The sequence below is a fragment of the Streptomyces sp. NPDC087420 genome (genome assembly GCF_044744165.1).
Taxonomy (GTDB): Bacteria; Actinomycetota; Actinomycetes; order Streptomycetales; family Streptomycetaceae; genus Streptomyces.
Genome location: NZ_JBIUXU010000004.1, coordinates 459,236 through 481,670, shown reverse-complemented (window position 1 = coordinate 481,670; position 22,435 = coordinate 459,236). Strand labels below are relative to the sequence as shown.

The window sequence follows — 22,435 nt, the reverse complement described above, 5'->3', positions numbered from 1 at the left end:
CCTGCTGTCCGCGTCATGGCTACGACGCTACGGAGCGCGGGTACGGCTCCGGCAGAGGCGCATGTACGGACTCGGGCAGTACATATGTCACTTGGCGGATCCGGCGCACACCGACCGGACACACGGAGGGGCCGCCACCCACCGCTGCCGGTGTGCGACGGCCCCTCCCGGGACGCTCGTTCAGGCCGCCCTGCTGTTCTCCTCCGGGCGGCGGTGCCGTCCGTACGCCGGAGACGCCGAGTCCTCCGTCGGAGCCGCGCCCCCTCGGTGTTTTCCGATGCCGCCGTCGTCGCCCCGGTGGTCGGCCGCTCCGCGCGGGACCGGCCGCTCCTGGGTCGTGTCGGTTCGGGCTTCAGACATGTGGGAAGTCACCCCGTCGTGATCGCTGCTGGTCAGGTCGTTCCGCTGGTACGCGCAGGAGCCGACCGCCCCGTACCGCCCCCGGCGGAGTCGTGGTCACTGTCCACACCACGCGGTCACTTTCCCCACCACGCGCGCACACCACGGTCACCGACAGCGTTCGGCCGGTTCGGCTGCGTAGCCCCCGCAAAAGTCTAGGCCCGCCCTCAGGACCGGACTCAGCCAGGTGCCCCACGGCCGGTGAGCGGCGCCTGTTGCAACGGCACCGGCCTGCACATCACAGGAGTGCCGGAGGCGCCGGATGGTTCCCCGTCGGAGCGTTCCGCTTGTGCCGGTTCTGTGATCGGTCCTGACTCCGACCCCGACCCCGGTCCCGGTCCCGACTCCGACCCCGACCCCGGTCCCGGTCCCGACCCGGGCAACCGGAGGACATCCGTCGGCGCCGTCAGCCGTGCCACCCCGCACGGCACCGCCGCCGTCGCGTACGGCAGACGCAGCCCACCCTCCGGGGTCCACAGTCCGGCCCCCGCCAACCACCCCTCGGGGGCGGCCCGTTGATGCAGCTGACGGCCCGCCGGGCGCCACACGCCCAGCCAGCTGCCCGCCGCCCCGTCGATCCGCAGCGCCACCGCGCAGCTCTCGGGCATCAGCACCTGCCCCGGCTGTACGGCGAACGGGGTCACCGCGCAGTCCGCCAGCCGCAGGCACTCGGGGAAGCGCACCGGCCGCTCGCTGCCCCACACCCCCCAGCCCAGCCGGTCGTGGCCCGCCGCGTCCGACCGGATCAGCAGCAGCCCGCTGTCGGGATCCGCCAGCACCAGCCGGTCGTTGCTCTCCTCCGTGATCCGGAGCAACTCCGTGACCTCGCCGCCCCGTTCGAGGTCGACGGCCACGGCCTTCACCACCCCGTCCCGCTCACGGTCCAGGGCGAGGAACCGTCCCGTACGGTCCAGCCAGACGCCCCCCGAGCAGTGGCCGGCCACCTCCGCGACCCGCTCGGGGCCGGACGTGCCGCCCGCCACCTGCCAGACCGTGGTCGTACGGGCGCCCGCCCGCAGGGCGTGGACACGGCGGCCGTCCGGCGACGGCGGCAGGACCGTCAGCTCCCCGGCGTCCTGACCCTCCTCGTACGCGAGGGAGCCGAGGGGCAGTTGGCCCGTCCCGGGGCCCGTCGGGTACAGCAGCGAGAAGGCGTGCCGGTCCGCCACCCGCCGCCGTACCAGCACCCGCCCGTCGGTCAGCGGGACCACGTCCGTGTCCGGCTCCTCCGGCTGGTCGAGGGGGAGCGGCACGGCGTAGGGCTCGTGCCCGTCCAGCGTCCAGCGCTCCGCGAACCACGCGTCGGCTCCGCCCTCGCCGAGCGCCAGCCGGGCGGCGTAGGCCCCGTCCGCCGTGATCGCGAACGGGTTGCGCCGTACCGCTCCGTCCCCCGTCGCCTTCTCGATGGCACAGACCGTCATCGGTTGGTCACCTCCGGCGATGAAACTAGCCATCGCACTTCCTGCCGAACAACGCGAGACCCGTCTCTTCATGCATAAGGGTGGCGATGGGGTGATTCGCCTGAGATCGAGGGGGTGGTTGTGCTGTCGGCGGTCGCCGTGGATAAGGTAAGGCTCGCCTAAGCGAATCGTTTTCTCTCCCCCCAGGAGCACACAGATGTCCGTACGACTGTCCGTGCGACGCCGTGGCGCAGCCGCCGTGGTCGCTCTCGCCGCCGCCCTCACCCTCGCGGCGTGCGGCAGCGGTTCCTCCGGCGCGTCCTCGGACAACGGCCCCGCCGCCGGGGCCAAGGCCGACGCCGCGGGCAAGGCCGCCGTCGCCACCGGCGGTGAGGACTTCGCCGGCGCGGCGAAGAAGACCGCGGCCTTCGGGACGGACGCGAAGCCGGGTGAGTTCCCGCGCACGATCACCCACGCCATGGGGAGGACCGTGATCGAGGCGCGCCCGGAGCGGGTGGTCGTGCTGGACGTGGGTGAATTCGACAACGTTGTCTCGCTCGGCGTCAAGCCGGTCGGCTGGGCGGCCACCCAGCCGGGCGACAAACTGCCCGCCTACCTCGTGAAGCAGGCCGGCGACCCCAAGAGCGTCGGCACCATCAGCGGCCTCAACCTGGAGGCGATCGCGGCCCTCAAGCCCGATCTCATCCTGGGCAGCCAGCTGCGCGCGGCGGACAAGTACAACGAACTGGCCAAGATCGCCCCGACGGTCTTCTCCATCCGGCCCGGCTTCACCTGGAAGGAGAACTACCTCCTCAACGCCAAGGCGCTCGACAAACTGGCTGAGGCCCGGGCCAAGCTCGCCGACTACGACAAGAGGGTCGCCGCGCTCGACACGGCCCTCGGCGCAGACAAGCCCACCATCTCGATGGTCCGCTTCCGCCCGGGACAGCTGCGGCTCTACGCGGAGAGCTCGTTCATCGGCACGATCCTGAAGGACGCCGGCCTGCCGCGGCCCGAGAACCAGCAGATCCAGGACCTCGCGGTGGAGATCAGCCCCGAGAAGATCGACGACGCCGACGCCGACTGGATCTTCTGGGCCACCTTCGGCGACCCGTCGAAGACCGACGAGGCCGCCGCCACCTCCAGCCCGCTGTGGAAGAACCTCGCCGCCGTGAAGAGCGGCCACGTCAAGAACGTCGACGACGAGACGTGGTACCTCGGCCTCGGCGTCACCGCGGCGGACCTGGTCCTGGACGACCTGCGGGGCTACCTCGCCAAGTGATCGCGGGTGGCTCTCCCGGGCCCTCCCACGGCATGGTCGGCGGGGCGCGGCGGGCAGGTAGCCTTTCCCCGTGCCCCGACTGTCCGAAGTCCTCGCCTCGCTCGACACCCTCTGGCCCCCCGAGCGGGCCGAGCAGTGGGATGCAGTCGGCACGGTCTGCGGTGATCCCGACGCGTCCGTGACCCGGGTCCTGTTCGCGGTCGACCCCGTCCAGGACATCGTCGAAGAAGCCGTGAAGCTGGGCGCCGAGCTGATCGTCACGCACCACCCGCTCTATCTGCGCGGTACGACGACGGTCGCGGCGTCCACCTTCAAGGGCCGTGTCGTGCACACCCTCATCAAGCACGACATCGCCCTGCACGTCGCGCACACCAACGCCGACAGCGCCGACCCCGGCGTCTCCGACGCCCTCGCGGGCGCGCTGGACCTGCGGATCGTACGACCCCTCGTACCGGATCCCACCGACCCCGCCGGCCGCCGCGGCCTCGGCCGGATCTGTGAACTCGACCGGCCCGCCACCCTGCGCGACTTCGCCGCGCGTGTCGCCCACCGGCTGCCCGCCACCGCGCAGGGCATCCGGATCGCCGGCGACCCGGCCGCGCTCGTCCGTACCGTCGCCGTCAGCGGCGGCTCGGGCGACAGCCTCTTCGACCAGGTCAGAGCCGCGGGTGTGGACGTCTTCCTCACCGCCGACCTGCGCCACCACCCGGTCTCCGAGGCCACCCACCACTCGCCGCTGGGACTGGTCGACGCCGCGCACTGGGCCACCGAATGGCCCTGGTGCGAGCAGGCCGCCGCCCAGCTCGACGAGATCTCCGACCGCCACGGCTGGGACCTGCGGGTCCACGTCTCGAAGACGGTCACCGACCCCTGGTCCGCCCACCTCTCCTCAGGAGCCCCCAACTGAACGCCGACCCCGCCGACCAGATCCGTCTCCTCGACGTGCAGGCCCTCGACCTGCGGCTGTCGCAGCTCGACCACAAGCGCGCCTCGCTGCCCGAGCACGCCGAGATCGAGTCGCTCACCAAGGACCTCGCCCAGCTGAAGGACCTGCTCGTCGCCTCCCAGACCGAGGAGAGCGACACCGCCCGCGAGCAGACCAAGGCCGAGCAGGACGTCGACCAGGTGCGCCAGCGCGCCGTACGCGACCAGCAGCGCCTCGACTCCGGCACGGTCAGCTCGTCCAAGGACCTGGAGAACCTCCAGCGCGAGATCGTCTCGCTCGCCAAGCGCCAGGGAGACCTGGAGGACGTCGTCCTCGAAGTGATGGAGCGCCGCGAGTCCGCGCAGGAGCGGGTCACCGAGCTGACGGAACGTGTCTCCTCCGTCCAGGCCAAGACCGACGACGCGATCGCGCGCCGCGACGCGGCCACCGAGGAGCTGGACGCCGAGGCCGCGACGGCCACCAAGGAGCGCGAGGTCGTCTCCGGGACGCTCCCCGCCGACCTCCTCAAGCTGTACGAGAAGCTGCGCACCCAGCAGGGCGGGGTGGGCGCGGCCCGCCTCTACCGGCGCCGCTGCGAGGGCTGCCAGCTGGAGCTCAACATCACCGAGGTCAACGAGGTCAAGGCGGCCCCGCGCGACGCCGTGTGGCGCTGCGAGAACTGCCGCCGCATCCTGGTCCGTACCGCCGACTCGGGCCTCTAGCCGATGACAGTGCCTACGGCAGGAACGGACCCCTCGCCCACGCCCACCTTCTACGTGGAGGCGGACGGCGGCTCCCGGGGCAATCCGGGGCCCGCCGGGTACGGCGCGGTGGTCCTCGACCCCCGGACCGGCGAGGCGCTCGCTGAGGCGGCCGCGTACGTGGGTGTCGCCACGAACAACGTCGCCGAGTACAAGGGCCTGATCGCGGGGCTCACGGCGGCGAAGGCGCTCGACCCGGAGGCCCGGGTGCATGTCCGGATGGACTCCAAGCTGGTGGTCGAGCAGATGACGGGCCGCTGGAAGATCAAGCACCCGGACATGAAGCCGCTGGCGGCGGAGGCGGCGCGGATCCTGCCGGCGGACCGGGTGACGTACGAGTGGATCCCGCGCGAGAAGAACAAACACGCGGACCGGCTGGCGAACGAGGCGATGGACGCGGGCAAGCGGGGCAGGCAGTGGGACGCCTCGGCGTCGACGGCGGCGCTGGACGCCGGCGCGGCGCGATCGGCGGCGGGGCTGGCGGCGGGGCCGGGGCCCGTGTCCGAGGACGCGCTGGGTGACGCACGTGTGGACGCGCCTGTTGACCCGTCGGCGGACGCGTCGGTGGATACGTCGGCGGACGCCGAGAAGGACAAATCAACCGGATGGGGCGGGTCCGCCGACCTCGGACCGCCCGCCACCTTCGTCCTCCTGCGGCACGGCGAGACGGCGCTCACCCCGAGCAAGCGTTTCTCCGGCAGCGGGGGCACCGACCCCGAGCTGTCGCCGGCCGGCCGCCGGCAGGCGGAGGCCGCCGGCGCGGCGTTCGCTGCGCGCGGCACGGTCCAGGACATCGTCTCGTCGCCGCTGCTGCGCTGCCGCGAGACCGCGCAGGCGGCGGCGGACCGGCTGGGCCTGGACGTCGTGATCGAGGACGACCTGCGCGAGACGGACTTCGGGGCCTGGGAGGGGATGTCGTTCGCGGAGGTACGGGAGCGCTACCCCGACGACCTCGCCGCCTGGCTCAGCTCACCGACCGTGCCCCCCACGGGTGGCGGCGAGAGCTTCGCGACGGTCGGCCGCCGGGTCGCGGCGGCCCGTGACCGCCTCCTCGGCCGGTACGCGGGCCGTACGGTCCTGGTCGTCACCCACGTGACGCCGGTGAAGGAGCTGGTACGGCTGGCGCTGGGCGCACCGCCCGAGTCGCTGTTCCGGATGGAACTGTCGGCGGCGTCGGTGTCGGTGGTGGCTTACTACGCGGACGGCAACGCGTCGTTGAGGCTGCTGAACGACACCTCGCACCTGCGCTGACGGGGGTCCGGGGTGGGCGGCGACCGGTCAGGACCGCCGGCACCCGTCCGGTCGGGTGGGGCGCGCTCGGTGGGCCGCGCCGCTGCCGGTCGTCCCCGCCGGCCGGCGGGAAAACGAGGTGCGGAGTCGGCCCGGGTCGTCACACCATGACGTCATGACCTGGGAACTGACAGAGGACGTCGAGGAGTTCAGGCGCGAGGCGGACCCGTACCTCGCGCGGGACGCGGCGCGCAACACCCTGCTGCTGACGGTGAGCGAGTTGCTGCGGAACGGCTCGGCGGCCGCCGCGGCAGGGGCCGCGCCCGTCGCACCCGCCCGGTTCGGGTGGTGGCGGGAGCGGGCGGGGGCGGAGGTGACGGGTGCGTTTGTCCAGACACCGCCGCGCCTGCCGATCCTTGGGCCGATGACCCCGGAGGTCGCGTCGGCGCTGGCCCGCGCGTTGCGTGCGGCCGGCGGTCCGGTCAGGGGTGTCCAGGGCGGTACGGAGATCGTGCGGGCGTTCGCCGGGGAGTGGGCGGCGGGCCCCGCGGAGAGCGCGACCGGCCTCCGGCTCTTCCGGCTGGGGGAGTTGAGGCCGCCCAGCCCCGCCCCCGAGGGCCGTGCCCGGTTCGCGACGGACGAGGACGTGGCGCTCGCGGTGGAGTGGGTGAACGCGTTCGCGGCCGAGATCGGGGAGCCCGCCGGGACGGACCACTCGGCGGCGACGGCCCAACGCGTGGCGGACGGCCGCCTGTTGTTCTGGGAGGTCGCCGGCGAACCGGTGTCCTTCGCGGGCACCTCACCCCTCGTCGCGGGCCAGGTCCGGGTCGGCCCCGTCTACACCCCGTCCGCACACCGCGGCCACGGATACGCGGCGGCGGCGACGGCGGCCATCAGCGCGGCGGCGCGCGAGGCGGGCGCGCAGGAGGTCCTGCTCTTCACGGACACGGCGAACCCGACGAGCAACGCCCTTTACGAGCGCCTGGGTTACCGCCCGCTGGAGGACTTCACCCTGCTGCACTTCGCCGATCCCGGCCCGTCGGGCGCCAATTCAAGCCCGTCCGGCGATTGAGGACATCAGTAAGCCGCACCGACCACCGGCCGCACCCGTACCCGCAAAGCCCCCCCAACGGAACACACGACTCAGACGCGCCGCGTCAACCGCAACGTCGACGCCTCCCGGGCCAGCGCCTCCACCCGCCCCCAGTCCTTCGCCGCCAGCGCGTCCGGCGGGACCATCCACGTACCACCGACACACCCGACATTTGGGAGCGCCAGATACTCCGGCGCCGACTCCGCCGTGATGCCGCCCGTCGGGCAGAAACGGGCCTGCGGAAGCGGGCTGCTCAGCGACGTGAGATACGCGGTGCCGCCCGCCGCCTCCGCCGGGAAGAACTTCATCTCCGTCACCCCGTACTCCAGCAGCGCCACCACCTCCGACGCCGTCGACACCCCCGGCAGGAACGGCACACCGAACTCCCGCGTCGCGTCCAGCAGCATCGGGGTCCACCCGGGGCTGACCAGGAAGCGCGCGCCCGCCGCCACCGAGTCGGCCACACCGGCGGGGGTGATGACCGTGCCCGCCCCGATCACCGCGTCCGGCACTTCCGCCGCTATCGCGCGGATCGCGTCCAGCGCGGCCGGTGTCCTGAGCGTCACCTCGATCGCGGGCAGCCCGCCCGCGACCAGCGCGCGGGCGAGGGGGACGGCGTCGGCGGCGTCGTGGAGGACAACCACGGGGATGACGGGGGCGAGGTCGAGCGGGGAGGTCATGGCGTCATCCTGCCCCGCGTGCGCACACCACGCAACGAGCGTTGCAAACCGTGCAACGCACGGCGAGGCACCCCCTCAGTTCGCCGTCCCCTCAGTGGATCTCCCTGACCACCACGTCCATCGCCCACGTCCGCCCCGCACCCGACGGAGCCGTCGCCTCCACCACGTACCCCAGGTCCCGCAGCGTCTCCGCCAACTTCGCGGGTGTCCTGGGCCGGGCCCCGGCCGTCAGCAGGTCCCGGACCAGCCGGCCCTTCGTCGCCTTGTTGAAGTGGCTGACCACGGACCTCTTCTCGACCCCGGTCGCCTCGTCGGTCTGCGCGTGCAGCACCCGTACCGTCGCCGTGCGCCCGGCGAGCGCGCCCTCGGGCTTCCACGCCGCCGCGTACGCGGACGAGCGCAGGTCCAGCACCATCCCGTCGCCCGCCGCCTCGGGCAGGACGGACCGCATGGGCGTCCGCCAGTACGTGCCGAGCGCGCCGAGGCCCGGCAGCCTGACGCCCATCGCGCAGCGGTACGGGGGGATCCGGTCGCCGATCCGTACGGCACCCCACAGCCCGGAGAAGACCAGCAGCGACTTCCCGGCGCGGCGCTTCGCGGCGGTGTCGAGGGTGGCGAGGCCGAGCGCGTCGTACAGCACGCCCGTGTACAGCTCCCCGGCCGGACGCGCGCCCGCCGTCCGCAGACCGACGTTCTTCGCGATCTCGCCGCGCAGCCCCTCGGTGAGGCCGAGCACGTCGCGCGCCTTGTCCTCGTCGGCCGCGCACAGCTCCACCAGCTCGTCCAGTACGGCGGCCCTGGCCCCGGCGAGACCCGGCAGCGACAGGGACTCCGGCTTCAGCGGCGCGCCGCGCCCGGCGGCGGCTTTCCCTTCGGACGGGGGGAGCAGCACGAGCACGGGGGTTCTCCTTCGGGACGTACGGGACGGGGGGTGCCCCGCGCGCCAGGGTAGGCGACGGGCGGGGGTGGCGCGGCTCCGGACCGTACGGCGCCCTGTCGGGCTGTACGCCGGGTTCTGTCGCCCGTGGGCCTCGCGGCGCCCCCGCCCCGCGCCGCGTCCTCAGGCGTGCGCGGCCCGCAAGACCCGTACCAGCTCCTCTGCCTCGTCCGCGTGGAAGCGGATCACCCGGGCCCGGCCCGTGCGGCCCAGGGGCCGTACGAACGTGACCGGCTCGGTCAGCTCCACCCGTACGGACGTCTGGCTGCCGACCACCAGGTCCAGGACACCCCCCTCATCGCCATGGCCGTCGCCGTCGCCGTCGCCAGCGCCATCGTCCTGGGCCGGGGCGAACTGAATCAGCCCCCCGCTCGGATAGCGCCGCTCGACCCGCACCGAGGCGATCCGGTCGCGGGTGATGAGGAGGTCGAAGAGCACGCCGTACCGGAGCCTCAACGAGCCGTCCACGCCCGCGACATGGGGCCGCGTCACGCACCCGGCGTGCAGCGCCAGCACGGTCAGTACGGCGTAGAAGTCGAGGACGAGCAAGATCCGGTGTACGAGGGGCCACGGGGTCAGCAGGACGGTCAGGGCCACGGTCTCGACGACCGTGACAAAGAGGATCCCGTACATCATCGCGGTCTGCGGCCCGGTGTACGGGACAGCGCGGTCGCCGCCGCGTACCCCGTGCGTGCGCCGGCCGACCCAACGGACCAGGCTGCCCACGCCCCCTACCTCATGCAGAAACAGCCGCCGCACGGAGACCGCGCTCCCACCGGACCCAGACCCGCCCCTGAAACGCACCGCCGCCCCACCACGCCCCCACCTCACGCGTCCCCAACTCCCTTCACCACTGCACCTGTTCGCGCCCGCTCCCGCTCCCGCTCCCGCACCCGTTCGGCCAACGTCTCCATGAGACGGCGGACGACCTCCGCCTGCGCCGGGGCGAAGTCGGCCAGCAGGGCGGCGCCGAAGCCCGCGTCCATCGGCTGCCCCTCCGCCGGGATCGTGTCGATCAGCGTGTCGGGCACGGCGGCCGCGATCGCGGCGGCCAGCGGCGGGATCCGCGGATCGTCGCGCGACGCCTCGGCGAGGTCGTCCAACCGCCGGTAGAGCGCGAGCGTTCCGGCGTCGTGCGCCAGCGGATGAAGGGCCTCGTACACGCGCCTGTCGCCGCTCGCGGTGTCAAAGAGACTGAGAAGCTCCCGGTCCTTGGCGGCCGACGGGGAGTCCGTGGCCGGGAGTGTCCCGAGGAGCCGCGCCAACGCGGGCGAGACCGGGACGGCGCCGCCGGACAGCGGGCCCGCCATCAGCTCGGCGAGCCTGGCGCGCCGCTCCTGGATCGCCCGCTCCTCGCGGGCGAGGTCGGCGTCCAGCTCCGCGAGCACCTCCGCCAGCTCACGCCCGGCGTCGTCGGCGAGCACGTCCCGTACCTCGTCCAGACCGAGCCCCAGCTCGGTCAGCCGGCGGATCCGGGCCAGCAGGACGGCGTCCCGTACCGAATACTCCCGGTAGCCGTTGGCCCGGCGCCCGGGCTCGGGCAGCAGGCCCCGGTGGTGGTAGTGCCGCACGGCCCGTGGGGTGACCCCGACCAGCGCGGCGATCTCTCCGATCCGCATACGTCCAGTAGAAACCTTGACGCCGCGACAAGGTCAAGCAGCTCAAGCGTGCGGGGCCCGCCCGGCGAGGACCCGCCCGCACGGCGGGTAACATGGTCAACACGGCAGACGAGCCGGGCGGACGGCCGCGTCAAGATCTCCGATCTTGCCGAGGAACGTCCGGGCTCCACAGGGCAGGGTGATGGCTAACGGCCACCCGGGGTGACCCGCGGGACAGTGCCACAGAAAACAGACCGCCGGGAGCTTCGGCCCCCGGTAAGGGTGAAACGGTGGTGTAAGAGACCACCAGTGCCCAGGGCGACCTGGGCAGCTAGGTAAACCCCACCCGGAGCAAGGTCAAGAGGGGCCTCCGTAGAACGAGACCCTGCGCGGACGCTTGAGGGCTGCCCGCCCGATGTCCGCGGGTAGACCGCACGAGGCCGGCGGCAACGCCGGTCCTAGATGGATGGCCGTCTCCCCGGCCGCCGCGAGGCGACCGGGCGACAGAACCCGGCGTACAGCCCGACTCGTCTGCCGCCATCTGCGGCTTTTCGTCGGGGAGGGCCTCTGATCTGCGACGGAGGCCCATTCCGGTCCTTCGGGCGCTAGCTGCCGTGTGGAAACGCCTGTTCGGCGCGGGCTGCGGGACCGAGGGGCTGTCAAGCGCATTTTCTTGCTCTCGGGCAGCGCCGGGTACGCCGCGGCTTCGTGAACACCGAGCATTCGTTCCGTAGTTACCGCTCCGCGCCTCGGTGTGGTGACCGTAGGATTCGCGTTCAGGGGGGATCAGCGGGACTTGTGCGGTCACCAGGACAGAACGGACGTCCGGTGCCGCGTTTGCGTCGGTGGCAGAGGGGACTGCCGTCGATGCAGCCGTTCCGTCGGCCCGGAAGCGACAACATCAGGGGCCAACGTGACGAACTCGGGTGACTTCGGGGGCAGCCAGGAACTCGACCGCCTCAAGGCGATGCTTGAGAGCTGGCGCACCTCGCTGGTGGACCTGAGCGGCCGCAACAGGCTGCTCAACTTTCGTCACACCAAATCGGCGACGCTGGAGATCACGACCCCATCCACGCAGGAACTCGTCAAAGGCCTGGCGCGCGGCTGGGACTTCGCGCCGCTCCCGGACGAGGAACCACAGGCCGACGACGGCATGCGACCAGGTGATGTGGTTCTCGCGAAGAAGGGCGACCGTGTCGACGGAATCGTCACTCAGAAGGCCACCGCCCCCGCCCTCTTACGCGCGTTGAACAGCTTGCGCGGCAAAGCGACACAGATCTTCAACGACTATGGGCTGTGGACCCTCAATCTTGGCGTCGGCATGCTCCGCTGGCGTGAGGACGGTGCTGAGACGGGCAGCGATGCCCCCCTGGTCCTGATGCCGGTGGTCATTGAACGCGCCCGCAACGGCCGGATCCGCCTCAGGGCGAGTGACGACGAGGAACCCCGGCTCAACCCCGCCTTGAGGGTGAAGTTGGAGCAATTCCACATCGACTGGACGCCGGTCGGCGAACAGGACCCTTCGGACCTGCAGGCAGTGCTCTCCGCCGCGGCTCGCGCGGTGAAGGGCAAGGCCGGATGGCAGATCTCCGATCGAGTGGTGCTCGCACTCTTCGCCTCCCACAAGGAGTCGATGTACCAGGATCTGCTCGACAACGAGAATCGCGTCCTCGGCAGTGAGCTCGTAAGAGCGATGGCTCTCGGTACGAACTCCGGACTCGCGTCGGACCGCTTCGATTTCGAGGAGATCGCGCTCGAGCGGATCGACGAACTCAGCCCGCCCGAGGACAGTCCGCTGGTGCTTGACGCCGACTCCTCGCAGCGGCAGGCCGTCGCCGCGGCCGTGGCCGGACAGTCGTTCGTCCTGGACGGTCCGCCCGGCACCGGCAAGAGCCAGACAATCACGAACATGATTGCCGGTCTGATGCACGCGGGCCGCAGCGTGCTGTTCGTCAGTGAGAAGGCGGCAGCCCTCGACGTCGTTCTCGACCGGCTGAAGTCGGTCGGACTCGACTCGTACGCCCTTGCCCTCCACAGTCACAACACCAGCCGCAAAGCGGTGGCGCAGGAGCTGGGTCGGGCTCTCGCGGAAGAGCCGCGCGCACCGCAACTGTCACAGCAGACCTTGGCCCAGGCGAGGGATCTGCGCCTCGCGCTCAGCGCCTACGCCGAGGCGATGAACGAGGTACGTGACCCGCTGGGACGGACCTTGCACGACGTGCTCGGCCGGGTCGGCCAACTGTCCGAGGCGCCGGTGGCCTATCTGAGCCACGGGGACACAACGCCCACGGGGGCAGGGGCGGCCTTTCGCGGCGAGACGCTCAGTGACGAGGACCTGCGCCTGATCGTAGAGGCGACGGAAGCCATCTCCGAGGCTTGGGAGGCGGTCGCCGATCCGTTGTTCCCTTGGCGTGGCCTGCGAGCTGGCCTGCCTCATCCACGTCCTGTGCTGGAGCAGGCGCAGGCGGCGCGGGACGCGCTGGCGACGGCGGTCGACCGGTATCAAGATCTCGCGCCCGGGGGAGTGCCTGTCACGGACCAGGGCGGAATCGACCGTCTGATCGCGCTTCTGGGGCTGCTCGACGTACGGAGTCCTGTGCCGGAAGCGTGGCTGACCACGGACGCCTTCGCCGACGAGGTGGACGACCGGGCCGAGGCCTTCCTGGCGGAACTGCGCAAGGTGCAGCGTACGAGCAGGGCCGTCCGCGCGACGGTGGGCGAGCGCTGGCAGGAGCTGTCCACCAGGCTGACGGCTGTACCGGGGGAAGCCGAGAAGGCGCTCTCGGCGATGGCTCCACGCGGTTTGGACCTCGCGCGACTCACGGAAGAGCGGGCGCGAGTGCTCGCCGGGGAGTTCGACGCGACGGCTGGTGTGCTGGAGCGGACCATGCAGAGCCTCACCGGCATCAGCCACCTCACGGGGCTCACGAATCCGAGCGGCCTCAAGGAAGCTCGTCATCTGTGTGACGTGCTCGCCGTAGCCGGTACCGAACACCGTCCTCTCGAGCAGTGGTTGGTCCCTGAAGGCTTCGCGCGGGCGGAAGAGGCGGCGGTCGAGGCCACCGCCGACGCACTGAGAAACTTCTTCGCGCGACGGGACCAGGTGGTCGCCGCCCAGGCTCTCGCCACGGACCACGCGGGCCCGGGGTGGGCCGAACTGCGTCGGGAAGTGAGTCCCGGGCGACCGCTCAACGAGCAGGCCCTCGGCGCGCTGGAACCGCCTGGCGCCGACATCGCGTCGCTGACCGGCCGCGGGGCCGCAGAGCTGGCCGAGCGGTTCGACCTGCTCGCCGACACGCTCGAGAGAGCCGCCCAGCACGCCGACACGGTGGCCAAGCGCCTCGGGTGTGACCGGCCGAAGGCGACATCCGAGGCGGAGGATTTGGCCGCGCTCCTGGAGCTGGCCACGGCCCCGGATCGCACGCTCGAAGCATGGCTCGATCCCCGGGCATTTCCCGGTGTCCAGGCAGCCGTCGCGGAGATCTCCGCTGCAGCTGAAGACCTGGCTGCGGCGGAGGAAGCGGCGCGCGACACGTTCCTGCCCCAAGTCGTCTCCACACCCGAACTGCCCGAGGTGGTCCGCCGGCTCACGCAGGGCCGCCAGGGACTCAGCGGCATGCTCTCCAGCGGTGTCCGGGCCGACCGGAAGGCCGTGGCCGGGTTGACGTACGGCGGCTCGTGGCGCGGGGAGCTCTACGACAAGCTTCCGGTCGCCGACGCCTGGTGGGCCGCGCACCGGAAGCTGCGGTCACTCGCCGAGACCCACGCCGAGTTGATCGGCCGGTATCGGGGCACGGCATTGCCCGACGTCACCGCACTGCGCCAGGCACTCGCGCATGCTGAAGCGGTCCACGCTCTCGCGCCGGAGACCGTAGCGGACCCCTACCGCCGGAGCCTGCTCACCACTCACCTGGCCGACGGCCGAGAGCCGCTACCCGCACTCGTCGAGCAGGGAACGATGCTGCGCGGCGATCTCGACACGTGGCGGAGGAATCTGGACAGCCCTGCGCTGGCGCCGCATGCGGCCGACCTGACCAAGCGGCCGCTCCACGACGCCGCCCGCTGGCTGCGCGCCCACCTCGCTCCTTTGCGACAGGCCGTCGCACTGTTGGACACCGTCGCCTCGGTCGGCCGGCGGGACGGTGGCCCCGGTTCCGAGCACACGCTCGCCTCGGCGCGCACAGCGGTCACGGCCGCGCACGCGGCACAGGAGGAGACCGCCGCGTTCGCCGCTCAGGCCGTACGCGACCGCAATCTTCTCGGCCCTTGGTACCGGGGCCTCGACACGCAGGCGGACGACCTGCACGACGCCGCGCCGCACGGGGTGACGGGCGACACGCCCATGGGGCAGCTCCTGCGCCGCGGCCTCGACCTGACACGACAGCAACCGGGTCCGTACGCCACCGAGCAACAGCGCGAGTTGCTGGGCCGGTACGCCCCGGCTGGAGATCCTCACTCCGAGGCCTTGCAGGCGGCGTTGGACTCCGCCCGGCTGATTGCCCTTCTGGCACCCGACACACTCGCGGAACCCATACGACGGACCAGCCTCGTCGAAGTACTGGCCGACGGCCGGTCCGAACCACGTGAACTCCTGGCGCAGACCGAGCAGATCCGCCACGACCTGGACCTGTGGCAGGAGTACACCGGACAGTCCCATGTCGCGGGCGTCGGCACAGCACTCGCCTCCCGCCCCCTTGAACGGGCGGCGAGTTGGCTTCGCGCACACGTGGAGCCCTTCGAGGACGCGGCCGACCTCATCCGTGCGACCGCCCGCGTCATGGACGAGGAAACGGGCCTCACCCTGTCACGGGCCAGGGAAGCGGTGTCCTCCGTCGTCTCCGCCCGTGCCGCCGCGTCCTCTTTCGCGGAGAACGACGCCACGTACCAAAGCCTTCTCGGTTCCCTCTACCAGGGCACCAAGACAGACCGCGATGCAGTTCTGGACGGCCTTGACTGGGCCCAGAAGGTCCGTCGAACCGCACATGGCGTTCACTCCGCGCCCCTGGCGCCAACGGCGGCCCGGCTGATGCTGGCCGCGCCGACCGATCCTTCCGTCGCGGCCCGAACCAGCGACTGGAGCCGTCAGCGCGAAGCGCTCGCCGCGCATTTCGATCCTGAACGGGCAGCAGAGCTGCGACACCAGCTCGCCGAATCCCTCACCGCCGCGCAGTCCATCCTCTCCCGCCTCGACCGCGACCCCTTCGGCCCGGAAGCATGGACGAGTTGCGCCGACGCACTGACCCTGCTGCGTCGCTACCACCTCGACGGGCTGCCGGAGCAGCTCGCTCGCCGCGAGGTTTCCGCCGACGGCTTTCCCGCCGCCATGGAACGCGCGGTGCTCACCGCTTGGGTCGAGCACCAGCTCGCGACCGACCACAGGCTGAAGCCAATGCGGGCCGTGGAACGTGACCAGTTGGTGGAGCGCTTCCGGAGGGCGGACCAGAACCTGGTGGCGGCGGCACACGCCGAGGTCATTGCCGCCTGCAACTCCCGCCGCCCTCGCAGGACATCGGTCGGCCAGGCCGCCGTGCTCCGCCGCGAGTCCGAGAAACAGCGCCGGCACATGCCCGTACGGCACCTGCTGCAGCAGACCCGCGACGTCGTACGGCTGGTCAAGCCCTGTTTCATGATGAGTCCACTGACGGTCAGCCAGTTCCTCCCACCCGACTTCGAGTTCGACGTCGTTGTCTTCGACGAGGCATCCCAGGTGCTGCCCCAGGACGCGGTGAACTCCGTCTACCGGGGCAAGGCACTCATCGTGGCGGGCGACCAGAAGCAGCTGCCGCCGACCTCGTTCTTCACCGCGACCGGCGACAGCGACGACGGGGACGAGTGGGACGAGGACGCCACCGACGGCTACGAGTCCATTCTCGACATGTGCAAAGCCAGCGGCGTGCTGCGTGGCCTCCCCCTGCGCTGGCACTACCGCAGCCGTCACGAGAACCTGATCGCTTTCAGCAACCACGAGTTCTACGACAACTCCATGGTCACGTTCCCGGGCGCCTTGGAACAGGGACCGGACATCGGCGTGGAGTTCATCAAGGCCGACGGCGTCTACGACCGAGGCGGAAGCAGCAACAACCCGCTCGAGGCCGCGAAGGTGGCCCAGCGTGTCATCCACCACTTCGACACCCGCCCCGAGCACACCCTCGGCGTGGTCGCGCTCTCCAAGGCGCAGGCGGAGGCGGTCGAGGAGGCCGTGCAGAAAGCGAGAGCAGCCCGCCCGGACCTTGACCACCACTTCACGGAGGGGCGTCTCGACGGGTTCTTCGTCAAGAACCTCGAAACCGTCCAGGGCGACGAGCGTGACGTCATCATCCTCTCCATCGGCTACGGTCCCGACCAGCGGGGCAAGCTGCTGTCGACCTTCGGGCCCATCAACAGGGAGGGCGGCTGGCGACGTCTCAACGTGGCCGTGACCCGAGCTCGGCGCCGCATGGAGGTCATCGCCTCCTTCCACGGAGGGGATCTCTCAGACAGCGCCAACAAGAGCGTGCAGCACCTCAAGCGGTACCTGCAGTACGCCCAGCACGGCCCCGGCGTCCTCCAGACGGAGGCCGCCGCAGATCCTGACGCGGCTCCGGAGAGCCCCTTCGAGGAGGAGGTCATCGACGTCCTGCGAGGCTGGGGATACGAGGTCCAGCCTCAGGTGGGGGTCGCTGGTTTCCGCATCGACATGGCGGTACGGCACCCGGGCGCGCCCGGCACGTACGCGCTGGGCATCGAGTGCGACGGCGCCATGTATCACTCCTCGAGGGCGGCTCGGGACCGCGACCGGCTCAGGGAGGCGGTTCTCCGCGACCTGGGTTGGCGGCTGCACCGAATCTGGGGCACGGACTGGTATCGGAACCGGCGAGACGCGATGGCGCGGCTGCGGGCCGCTGTGGAGGCGGTGTGCGCCGAAGATCCACATTCAGTACGAGTGGTGCCGCCCGTGGTGGCGGGTGGCGGCGACGGCAACCTCGGTGGCAGTACGGCAGAGATAGTGGACGGCCCGCCGAGCGCGGACGGCGGGGAGCCTGGGGAAGTGGTGGACGGCCTGGCAGTCCCGCGAGTGGAGTTTGTCACGGTCGACGTCGGCCCCGCGCCCTGGAGCCGTCCTTATCAGGAGGTCAACCCCGACCTGCTGGCAGAGGTACGCGACAGGTCGAGCAGCCGGCGAGGCATGGGGGGCGTGGAACTGCAGGATCCCGCTGCCCTCGACGTGGTGTCGGACGTGGCGCTGTGTGTGGTCGAGGTGGAAGGGCCCGTCGAGCGAGAGGTGATCTACACCCGGGTCCGTCTCGCGTGGGGCCTCGGACGAAGCGGCCCGGTGGTTCGTGACCGTATCGACCGAGCTCTTCGCCGCTTGCTCAAGCAGGGCAAGATCGTCCACGTCGGTACGGCCTATGACGGGCCCGGCCACGAGACGGAGTTCGCCCGCACGCCGACGGAGCGGTGCGCCCGACGAGTGGCGGAGGTCCCCGCGGCGGAGCGGCGGCTCGTACTCAGAAGCGTGGTCGACGAAGGACCGGGCGTGCATCGCGAGGATCTGCTGCGGGAGGCCGCTCGCTTCTTTGGCTGGACACGGCTCGGCCCCGATATCCGGGACGCGTTGACCGGTGACACCGACGCGTTGATCGCCGCAGGAGACTTGACAGAGTCGGAGAACGGCCTGATGCCCGCCGTGGATTCCTGATCCGTTGCGCTGGGCTCTCCCCGTGTTGTCGGAGGGCCGCAGAGTGGACCGGGCGAGGCCCCCGCCCGTCATCGGTGACCATCGGTACGACGGTGAGTACCGCCCGGTAGTCTCGGACACGTCATCAATGCGGCCCGACGGGCTTCCGCTCCACTCCGGTGGAGTCTCGAAGGACAGGCCCCCACCCGCACGAGTCTCTTCGTGCTGCCCGGGGGAAGTCCTTGTTGTTCCGCGCTTCCGCGACGACGGTCGCCGTCATGGCACTCGACGGTTCGTTGTTCCTGCACCTCACGGACCAGTTCGTCCACACGCACGGCTATGGGCCCGGGACGGCGGAGGTGCGGTCCTGGAAGCGCAGCATCCCTCTTCTGACCGCCGCGCTCACCGACGCCGGCCTGGGCGATGTCGAGGTCATGCTGGAGTACGCGCTACCGCTGAACAGCAAGCGTGCCGACGTCGTCCTCGCCGGACTGCACCCGGTCACGCGGGAGCCGTCCTACGTCGTCGTGGAGCTCAAGCAGTGGAGTCAGGCCGCTCCGCACGAGGACGACCCCACCCTGTGCGATGTCGACGCCTACGCACACCCGGTGCTCAATCCGGTCGAGCAGGTGCGGCGATACTGCGACTACCTGGTCAATTTCAACGGCGCGGTGGCCGGGCACGCCAAGCGGATTCACGGATTGGCTTTCCTGCACAACGCCACCGAGGCCGGGGTGGCGGGACTGCGGGAGATCGAGCGCGACGGGCAGGGGCTGCTCTTCACGGGGGAGCGCCGCGGTGCGTTCCTGGAGTATCTCCGGTCGAAGCTGAGCGACGAACATCCCGGTGCTCATGCGGCCGACGAACTGCTCGCGGGCGCCACCGTGCCGTCGAAGCAGTTGATCTCCGTGGCAGCCCAGGAAGTGAGGGAGCGACAGCAGTTCGTCCTCCTGGACGAGCAGCAGGTCGCCTACCGCATGGTGCTCAATGCGGTGGAGAGGGCGAAGGATGCCGACCACAAGGAAATTGTCATCGTCACCGGCGGCCCGGGTACCGGCAAGAGCGTGATCGCCCTCCAACTGCTCGGCGAGCTGTACCGGAGGGGTATTGCCGCGGTCCACGCGACCGGCTCGCAGTCGTTCACCAAGACGATGCGCAAGGTGGCCGGTTCCAGGAAGCGGGAAGTCCAGGATCTCTTCAAGTACTTCAACAGTTTCATGACCGCGGACAAGAACAGTCTGAAGGTTCTGATCTGTGACGAGGCACACCGTATCCGGGAAACCTCCGTCAACCGCTACACGCGCGCGGCACTGCGGAGCGCCAAGCCCCAGATCGATGAACTCATCGACGTCGCCAGCGTGCCGGTCTTCTTCCTCGACGAACACCAGGTGGTGCGTCCCGGTGAGATGGGCACCGTGGACGAGATCCGAGAAGCCGCGGCCAGACGGGATATCGAATGCCACGTCGTCCCTCTGGACAGCCAGTTCCGCTGCGGAGGCAGCGCCGCCTACCTGCGCTGGGTGGTCCGGCTTCTCGGGCTCGAGCCGGGTGGACCGGTCGTGTGGGAGCCTGACGACCGCATGCGCCTGCTCGTGGCCGACAGCCCCGAAGAGCTGGAAGCGTTCCTCGTCGCCCGCCGGGCCGAGGGGTACGGTGCCCGGATGTCCGCGGGCTATTGCTGGCGATGGTCCCCCGAGCCCAAGCCCGGCGAGCCGTTGGCTCTCGATGTCGTCATCGGGAGCTGGGCCCGGCCTTGGAACCTGCGGGGGGACCGGTCGGTCTCCGGCGCACCCCCGTCAGCGCTCTGGGCCACCGATCCCGCGGGCTTCGGGCAGATCGGCTGCGTCTACACCGCCCAGGGGTTCGAGTACGACTGGTCCGGCGTCATCGTCGGCCCGGACCTGGTCTGGCGGGGCAACCGCTGGATCACCGACCGCACCGCGTCCAAGGACCCGGTGTTCAACAAGTCCACTCCCGACAGCGACGTGGACCGTCTCATTCGGAATACGTACAAGGTGCTGCTGACGAGGGGCATGGTCGGCACGATCGTGTACTCGGCCGACGCGGAGACCCGCGAGAAGCTTCGGGAACTGGTACTCGGCCGACCGAAGTCACGGGCTTCCGCGGTCGAGGAGCCGCTTGTGGGGAGATGAGCCGGTGACGTCCGCCATGATGTCCGTGCTTCGAGCCGACCGATGCCTCACCCGTGTCAGGTGAGGCGAACACTTCATTTAGGATTCCAGACGTTATTGCGGCCCGACGGGCTTCCCTTTGTGGACACGCCCCCCATCCGCACGAGTCACTCGTGCCCTGGGGGATCCACCTCGTGTCCATGCTCCTGCTCAAACTCGCGGCGCGGGATCTGCTACACCTGAACTCAAGACGCCGTATGGTGCCCCACCTCGCCGCGAGGTGGAAGCACTTCCTCACCACGGACGCCTCGTTGACCGAACGTTCCGCCTGGGCGGAGAGCTTGGTACACCTCGCCGAGGATCTGGTCGCCGCCGGCCGAGGGAACGTCGAGATGGTCGTCGAGTGCGCGGCCACGCTCGACGAGAACGACCGCCCCGGGGACCCGCGGCTCATCGACGTCGTCCTTGTGGGCCAACATCCGGAAGAGAACGGGCTCTCCATTCAACTCGTCGAGTTGAAGCGATGGTCGACGGTGACCCGGGTGGAGCGGGCCACCGCAGAGCTGGTGCATGTCCCCGGTATGGGCGAGAAGAAGCATCCGGCGCTCCAACTGCACGAATATTACGAGGCGTTCACGAGCGACAGAGGTCCGCTGTACGGACTGGACTTCGAGTGTGGCGGCTTCGCCTATCTGCACAACGCCACCGACGCCTCGGTGCTCCCGCTGATCGGCGTGGACGCGCCGACCGGTTCCTACGCTCGCGTCTACACGAACGACCGCCGCGCCCAACTGCTGTCGGACCTGCGGAGCAGCTTCGCCGCCGACGGCGCCGACTCGGCGGCCGAGGTTCTGCTGCGGAGCATGGGTCTGCGCAACACCCCCCTGCTCGACGCGATGATCCGCTCCAGTGGCGAGGACACGGTCTTCACCCTGCGCGGCCGTCAGAAGAAGGTCGCGGACCAGATCCTCGACACGGCCGCCAAGGTGCTGCCCGATCCCCGTCAGCCCGCGCTCCTCCCCGACGAGCGACGGGTGGTGTTCCTGGTCACGGGGGGTGCCGGTACGGGCAAGAGTGCCATCGGCCTGCAGCTCAAGGCTGAACTGGAGGCGGAAGGCCGTACGGTCAAGTACGCGAGCGGCAGCAGGGCGTTCAACGGTGCCCTGCAGGAGCATGTCGGCTACGGCGACCGGGAGTTCAAGGAGTCTTTCACCTACTTCAGCAACTTCGTCACCCCGCCCGATCCACCACTGGACGTGCTGATCTGCGACGAGGCCCACCGTCTGCGCAACCGCTCCACCAACCGCTTCTGGAAGCCGGAGGACTGGGGCACCAAGCCTCAGGTGGACGAGCTTCTCGACGCCTCCCGGTTGACCGTGTTCTTTCTCGACGAGGGGCAGTCCGTACGCCCGCAGGAGGTCGGCACCACCGCTCTCGTGGAGGACGCGGCACGGCGCTACGACGCCAGCCTGGTCCGTTACCGCCTGCGCGAACAGTTCCGGTGCGGCGGCAGCGACGCCTACATCCGCTGGGTGAGGGGCGCGCTGGGGGTGTCCGGCACGGAGCCGGAGCTGTGGACCCCGGACGGACTGATGCACGTCGAGGTCGCGGACAGCCCGGAGGAACTCGAGCGGATCATCCATTCCGAAGCGCGGGCGGGCGCGTCCGCGCGCATGGTCGCCGGGTACTGCTGGCCCTGGACGAAGCCCCTGGGCAAGGAGAAGCGGCTCGAGCCGGACGTCCGGATCGGTGAGTGGCACCGGCCCTGGAACGCGGACAGTGAGTCTTTCTGCGAGAACAAGACCGTGCCGCCCTCCAAGATCTGGTCCGTACACAAGGACGGCCTCGGCCAGATCGGCTGTGTCTACACCGCGCAAGGTCTGGAGTGGGACTGGTGCGGCGTGATCATGGGCGAGGACATGGTGCGACGGGGCGACAGCTGGGTGTTCCGCCGGGGCAAGGAAAGGGTGGACGAGGAGACGGGCGTCAAGCGAGTGGGCCTTCCCGGGTCGTTCGATCCCAAGGTGAGGCCGAAGAGTGTGGACGACGAGGAGTTCGCCCGCCTTGTCCGCCATGCGTACCACGTGCTGATGACCCGGGCGAGCCGGGCGACCGTGCTCTATTCCACAGACGAGGAGACCCGGAATTACCTGAAGAGTCTCGTCGGCGGTGTCGAGATTCACGGGCTGCGCCCCACCTGGGAAAATCTGCCGGAGCAGGCACGACAACCGCATCTGCCCCGTCCGGGCCGAGGACGGCGTCGGCGCAGGAAGCGTCAGAGGAACGCGCCACCCGGAGAGATGCACCTCTTCTGAGGCGCTGGACCGCCAGGTGGAGTGGC

The 22,435-nt window shown here is 70.6% G+C and carries 14 protein-coding genes and 1 other RNA gene; 9 read left to right on the top strand and 6 right to left on the bottom strand.

The features are described 5' to 3' along the window. Positions 1-180 precede the first annotated feature (180 nt). Positions 181-360: a hypothetical protein gene (locus ACIO1C_RS10650; RefSeq protein ID WP_401860821.1), complete on the bottom strand. Its 180-nt coding sequence runs from the start codon at positions 358-360 to the stop codon at positions 181-183. A 218-nt stretch (positions 361-578) separates the two neighbouring features. Then, positions 579-1,820, bottom strand: a complete 1,242-nt coding sequence (locus ACIO1C_RS10645; RefSeq protein ID WP_401860819.1) for a hypothetical protein — start codon at positions 1,818-1,820, stop codon at positions 579-581. A 208-nt stretch (positions 1,821-2,028) separates the two neighbouring features. Between ACIO1C_RS10645 and ACIO1C_RS10640 the strand changes: the two genes are divergently transcribed. The 5 genes from ACIO1C_RS10640 (at position 2,029) to ACIO1C_RS10620 (ending at position 7,069) form a co-directional block, all read left to right on the top strand. Continuing rightward, on the top strand, positions 2,029-3,081 hold the full coding sequence (locus ACIO1C_RS10640) for an ABC transporter substrate-binding protein (RefSeq protein ID WP_401861042.1): 1,053 nt from the start codon (positions 2,029-2,031) through the stop codon (positions 3,079-3,081). 70 nt (positions 3,082-3,151) lie between these two features. Next, positions 3,152-3,988 (top strand): Nif3-like dinuclear metal center hexameric protein, encoded by an 837-nt coding sequence (locus ACIO1C_RS10635; RefSeq protein WP_401860816.1) that lies wholly within the window; start codon positions 3,152-3,154, stop codon positions 3,986-3,988. After that, positions 3,985-4,728: a zinc ribbon domain-containing protein gene (locus ACIO1C_RS10630; protein ID WP_401861039.1), complete on the top strand. Its 744-nt coding sequence runs from the start codon at positions 3,985-3,987 to the stop codon at positions 4,726-4,728. Before ACIO1C_RS10635 ends, ACIO1C_RS10630 begins: the two co-directional genes overlap by 4 nt. A gap of 9 nt (positions 4,729-4,737) precedes the next feature. Continuing rightward, entirely contained in the window at positions 4,738-6,018 is a 1,281-nt protein-coding gene (locus tag ACIO1C_RS10625) for a bifunctional RNase H/acid phosphatase (protein WP_401860814.1), read from the top strand. A 154-nt stretch (positions 6,019-6,172) separates the two neighbouring features. Beyond that, entirely contained in the window at positions 6,173-7,069 is an 897-nt protein-coding gene (locus tag ACIO1C_RS10620; RefSeq protein WP_401860811.1) for a GNAT family N-acetyltransferase, read from the top strand. Between the two features lie 71 nt (positions 7,070-7,140). Here ACIO1C_RS10620 and ACIO1C_RS10615 read toward each other — a convergent pair whose 3' ends face one another. The 4 genes from ACIO1C_RS10615 to ACIO1C_RS10600 all read right to left on the bottom strand — a co-directional run bounded on the left by ACIO1C_RS10615 (position 7,141) and on the right by ACIO1C_RS10600 (position 10,326). Next, positions 7,141-7,770, bottom strand: coding sequence for a bifunctional 4-hydroxy-2-oxoglutarate aldolase/2-dehydro-3-deoxy-phosphogluconate aldolase (locus ACIO1C_RS10615; RefSeq protein WP_401860808.1), 630 nt, complete (start codon positions 7,768-7,770; stop codon positions 7,141-7,143). A 91-nt stretch (positions 7,771-7,861) separates the two neighbouring features. After that, a complete protein-coding gene (gene yaaA / locus ACIO1C_RS10610) occupies positions 7,862-8,668 on the bottom strand; it encodes a peroxide stress protein YaaA (protein WP_401860806.1) in 807 nt (268 codons plus the stop codon). A gap of 162 nt (positions 8,669-8,830) precedes the next feature. Beyond that, the gene (locus ACIO1C_RS10605; RefSeq protein WP_401860803.1) at positions 8,831-9,433 is read right to left on the bottom strand and encodes a hypothetical protein; all 603 of its coding nucleotides are present in this window, start codon (positions 9,431-9,433) and stop codon (positions 8,831-8,833) included. Between the two features lie 101 nt (positions 9,434-9,534). Then, entirely contained in the window at positions 9,535-10,326 is a 792-nt protein-coding gene (locus tag ACIO1C_RS10600) for a MerR family transcriptional regulator (protein WP_401860800.1), read from the bottom strand. Positions 10,327-10,435: 109 nt separating this feature from the next. Here ACIO1C_RS10600 and rnpB point away from each other — a divergent pair. The 4 genes from rnpB (at position 10,436) to ACIO1C_RS10580 (ending at position 22,409) form a co-directional block, all read left to right on the top strand. Next, positions 10,436-10,839: RNase P RNA component class A (rnpB, locus tag ACIO1C_RS10595), an RNA gene on the top strand. A 379-nt stretch (positions 10,840-11,218) separates the two neighbouring features. After that, positions 11,219-17,983: a DUF3320 domain-containing protein gene (locus tag ACIO1C_RS10590; RefSeq protein WP_401860798.1), complete on the top strand. Its 6,765-nt coding sequence runs from the start codon at positions 11,219-11,221 to the stop codon at positions 17,981-17,983. Positions 17,984-18,204: 221 nt separating this feature from the next. Continuing rightward, positions 18,205-20,115: a DNA/RNA helicase domain-containing protein gene (locus ACIO1C_RS10585; RefSeq protein ID WP_401860795.1), complete on the top strand. Its 1,911-nt coding sequence runs from the start codon at positions 18,205-18,207 to the stop codon at positions 20,113-20,115. A 179-nt stretch (positions 20,116-20,294) separates the two neighbouring features. After that, entirely contained in the window at positions 20,295-22,409 is a 2,115-nt protein-coding gene (locus ACIO1C_RS10580; protein WP_401861037.1) for a DUF2075 domain-containing protein, read from the top strand. Positions 22,410-22,435: the final 26 nt, after the last annotated feature.

What these genes read in the sequence shown, in the direction of transcription:
- ACIO1C_RS10600 (WP_401860800.1), bottom strand. Translation starts at nt 10,326, where the DNA reads ATGCGGATCGGAGAGATCGCCGCGCTGGTCGGGGTCACCCCACGGGCC.
- ACIO1C_RS10650 (WP_401860821.1), bottom strand. Translation starts at nt 360, where the DNA reads ATGTCTGAAGCCCGAACCGACACGACCCAGGAGCGGCCGGTCCCGCGC.
- ACIO1C_RS10615 (WP_401860808.1), bottom strand. Translation starts at nt 7,770, where the DNA reads ATGACCTCCCCGCTCGACCTCGCCCCCGTCATCCCCGTGGTTGTCCTC.
- ACIO1C_RS10620 (WP_401860811.1), top strand. Translation starts at nt 6,173, where the DNA reads ATGACCTGGGAACTGACAGAGGACGTCGAGGAGTTCAGGCGCGAGGCG.
- ACIO1C_RS10580 (WP_401861037.1), top strand. Translation starts at nt 20,295, where the DNA reads ATGCTCCTGCTCAAACTCGCGGCGCGGGATCTGCTACACCTGAACTCA.
- ACIO1C_RS10645 (WP_401860819.1), bottom strand. Translation starts at nt 1,820, where the DNA reads ATGACGGTCTGTGCCATCGAGAAGGCGACGGGGGACGGAGCGGTACGG.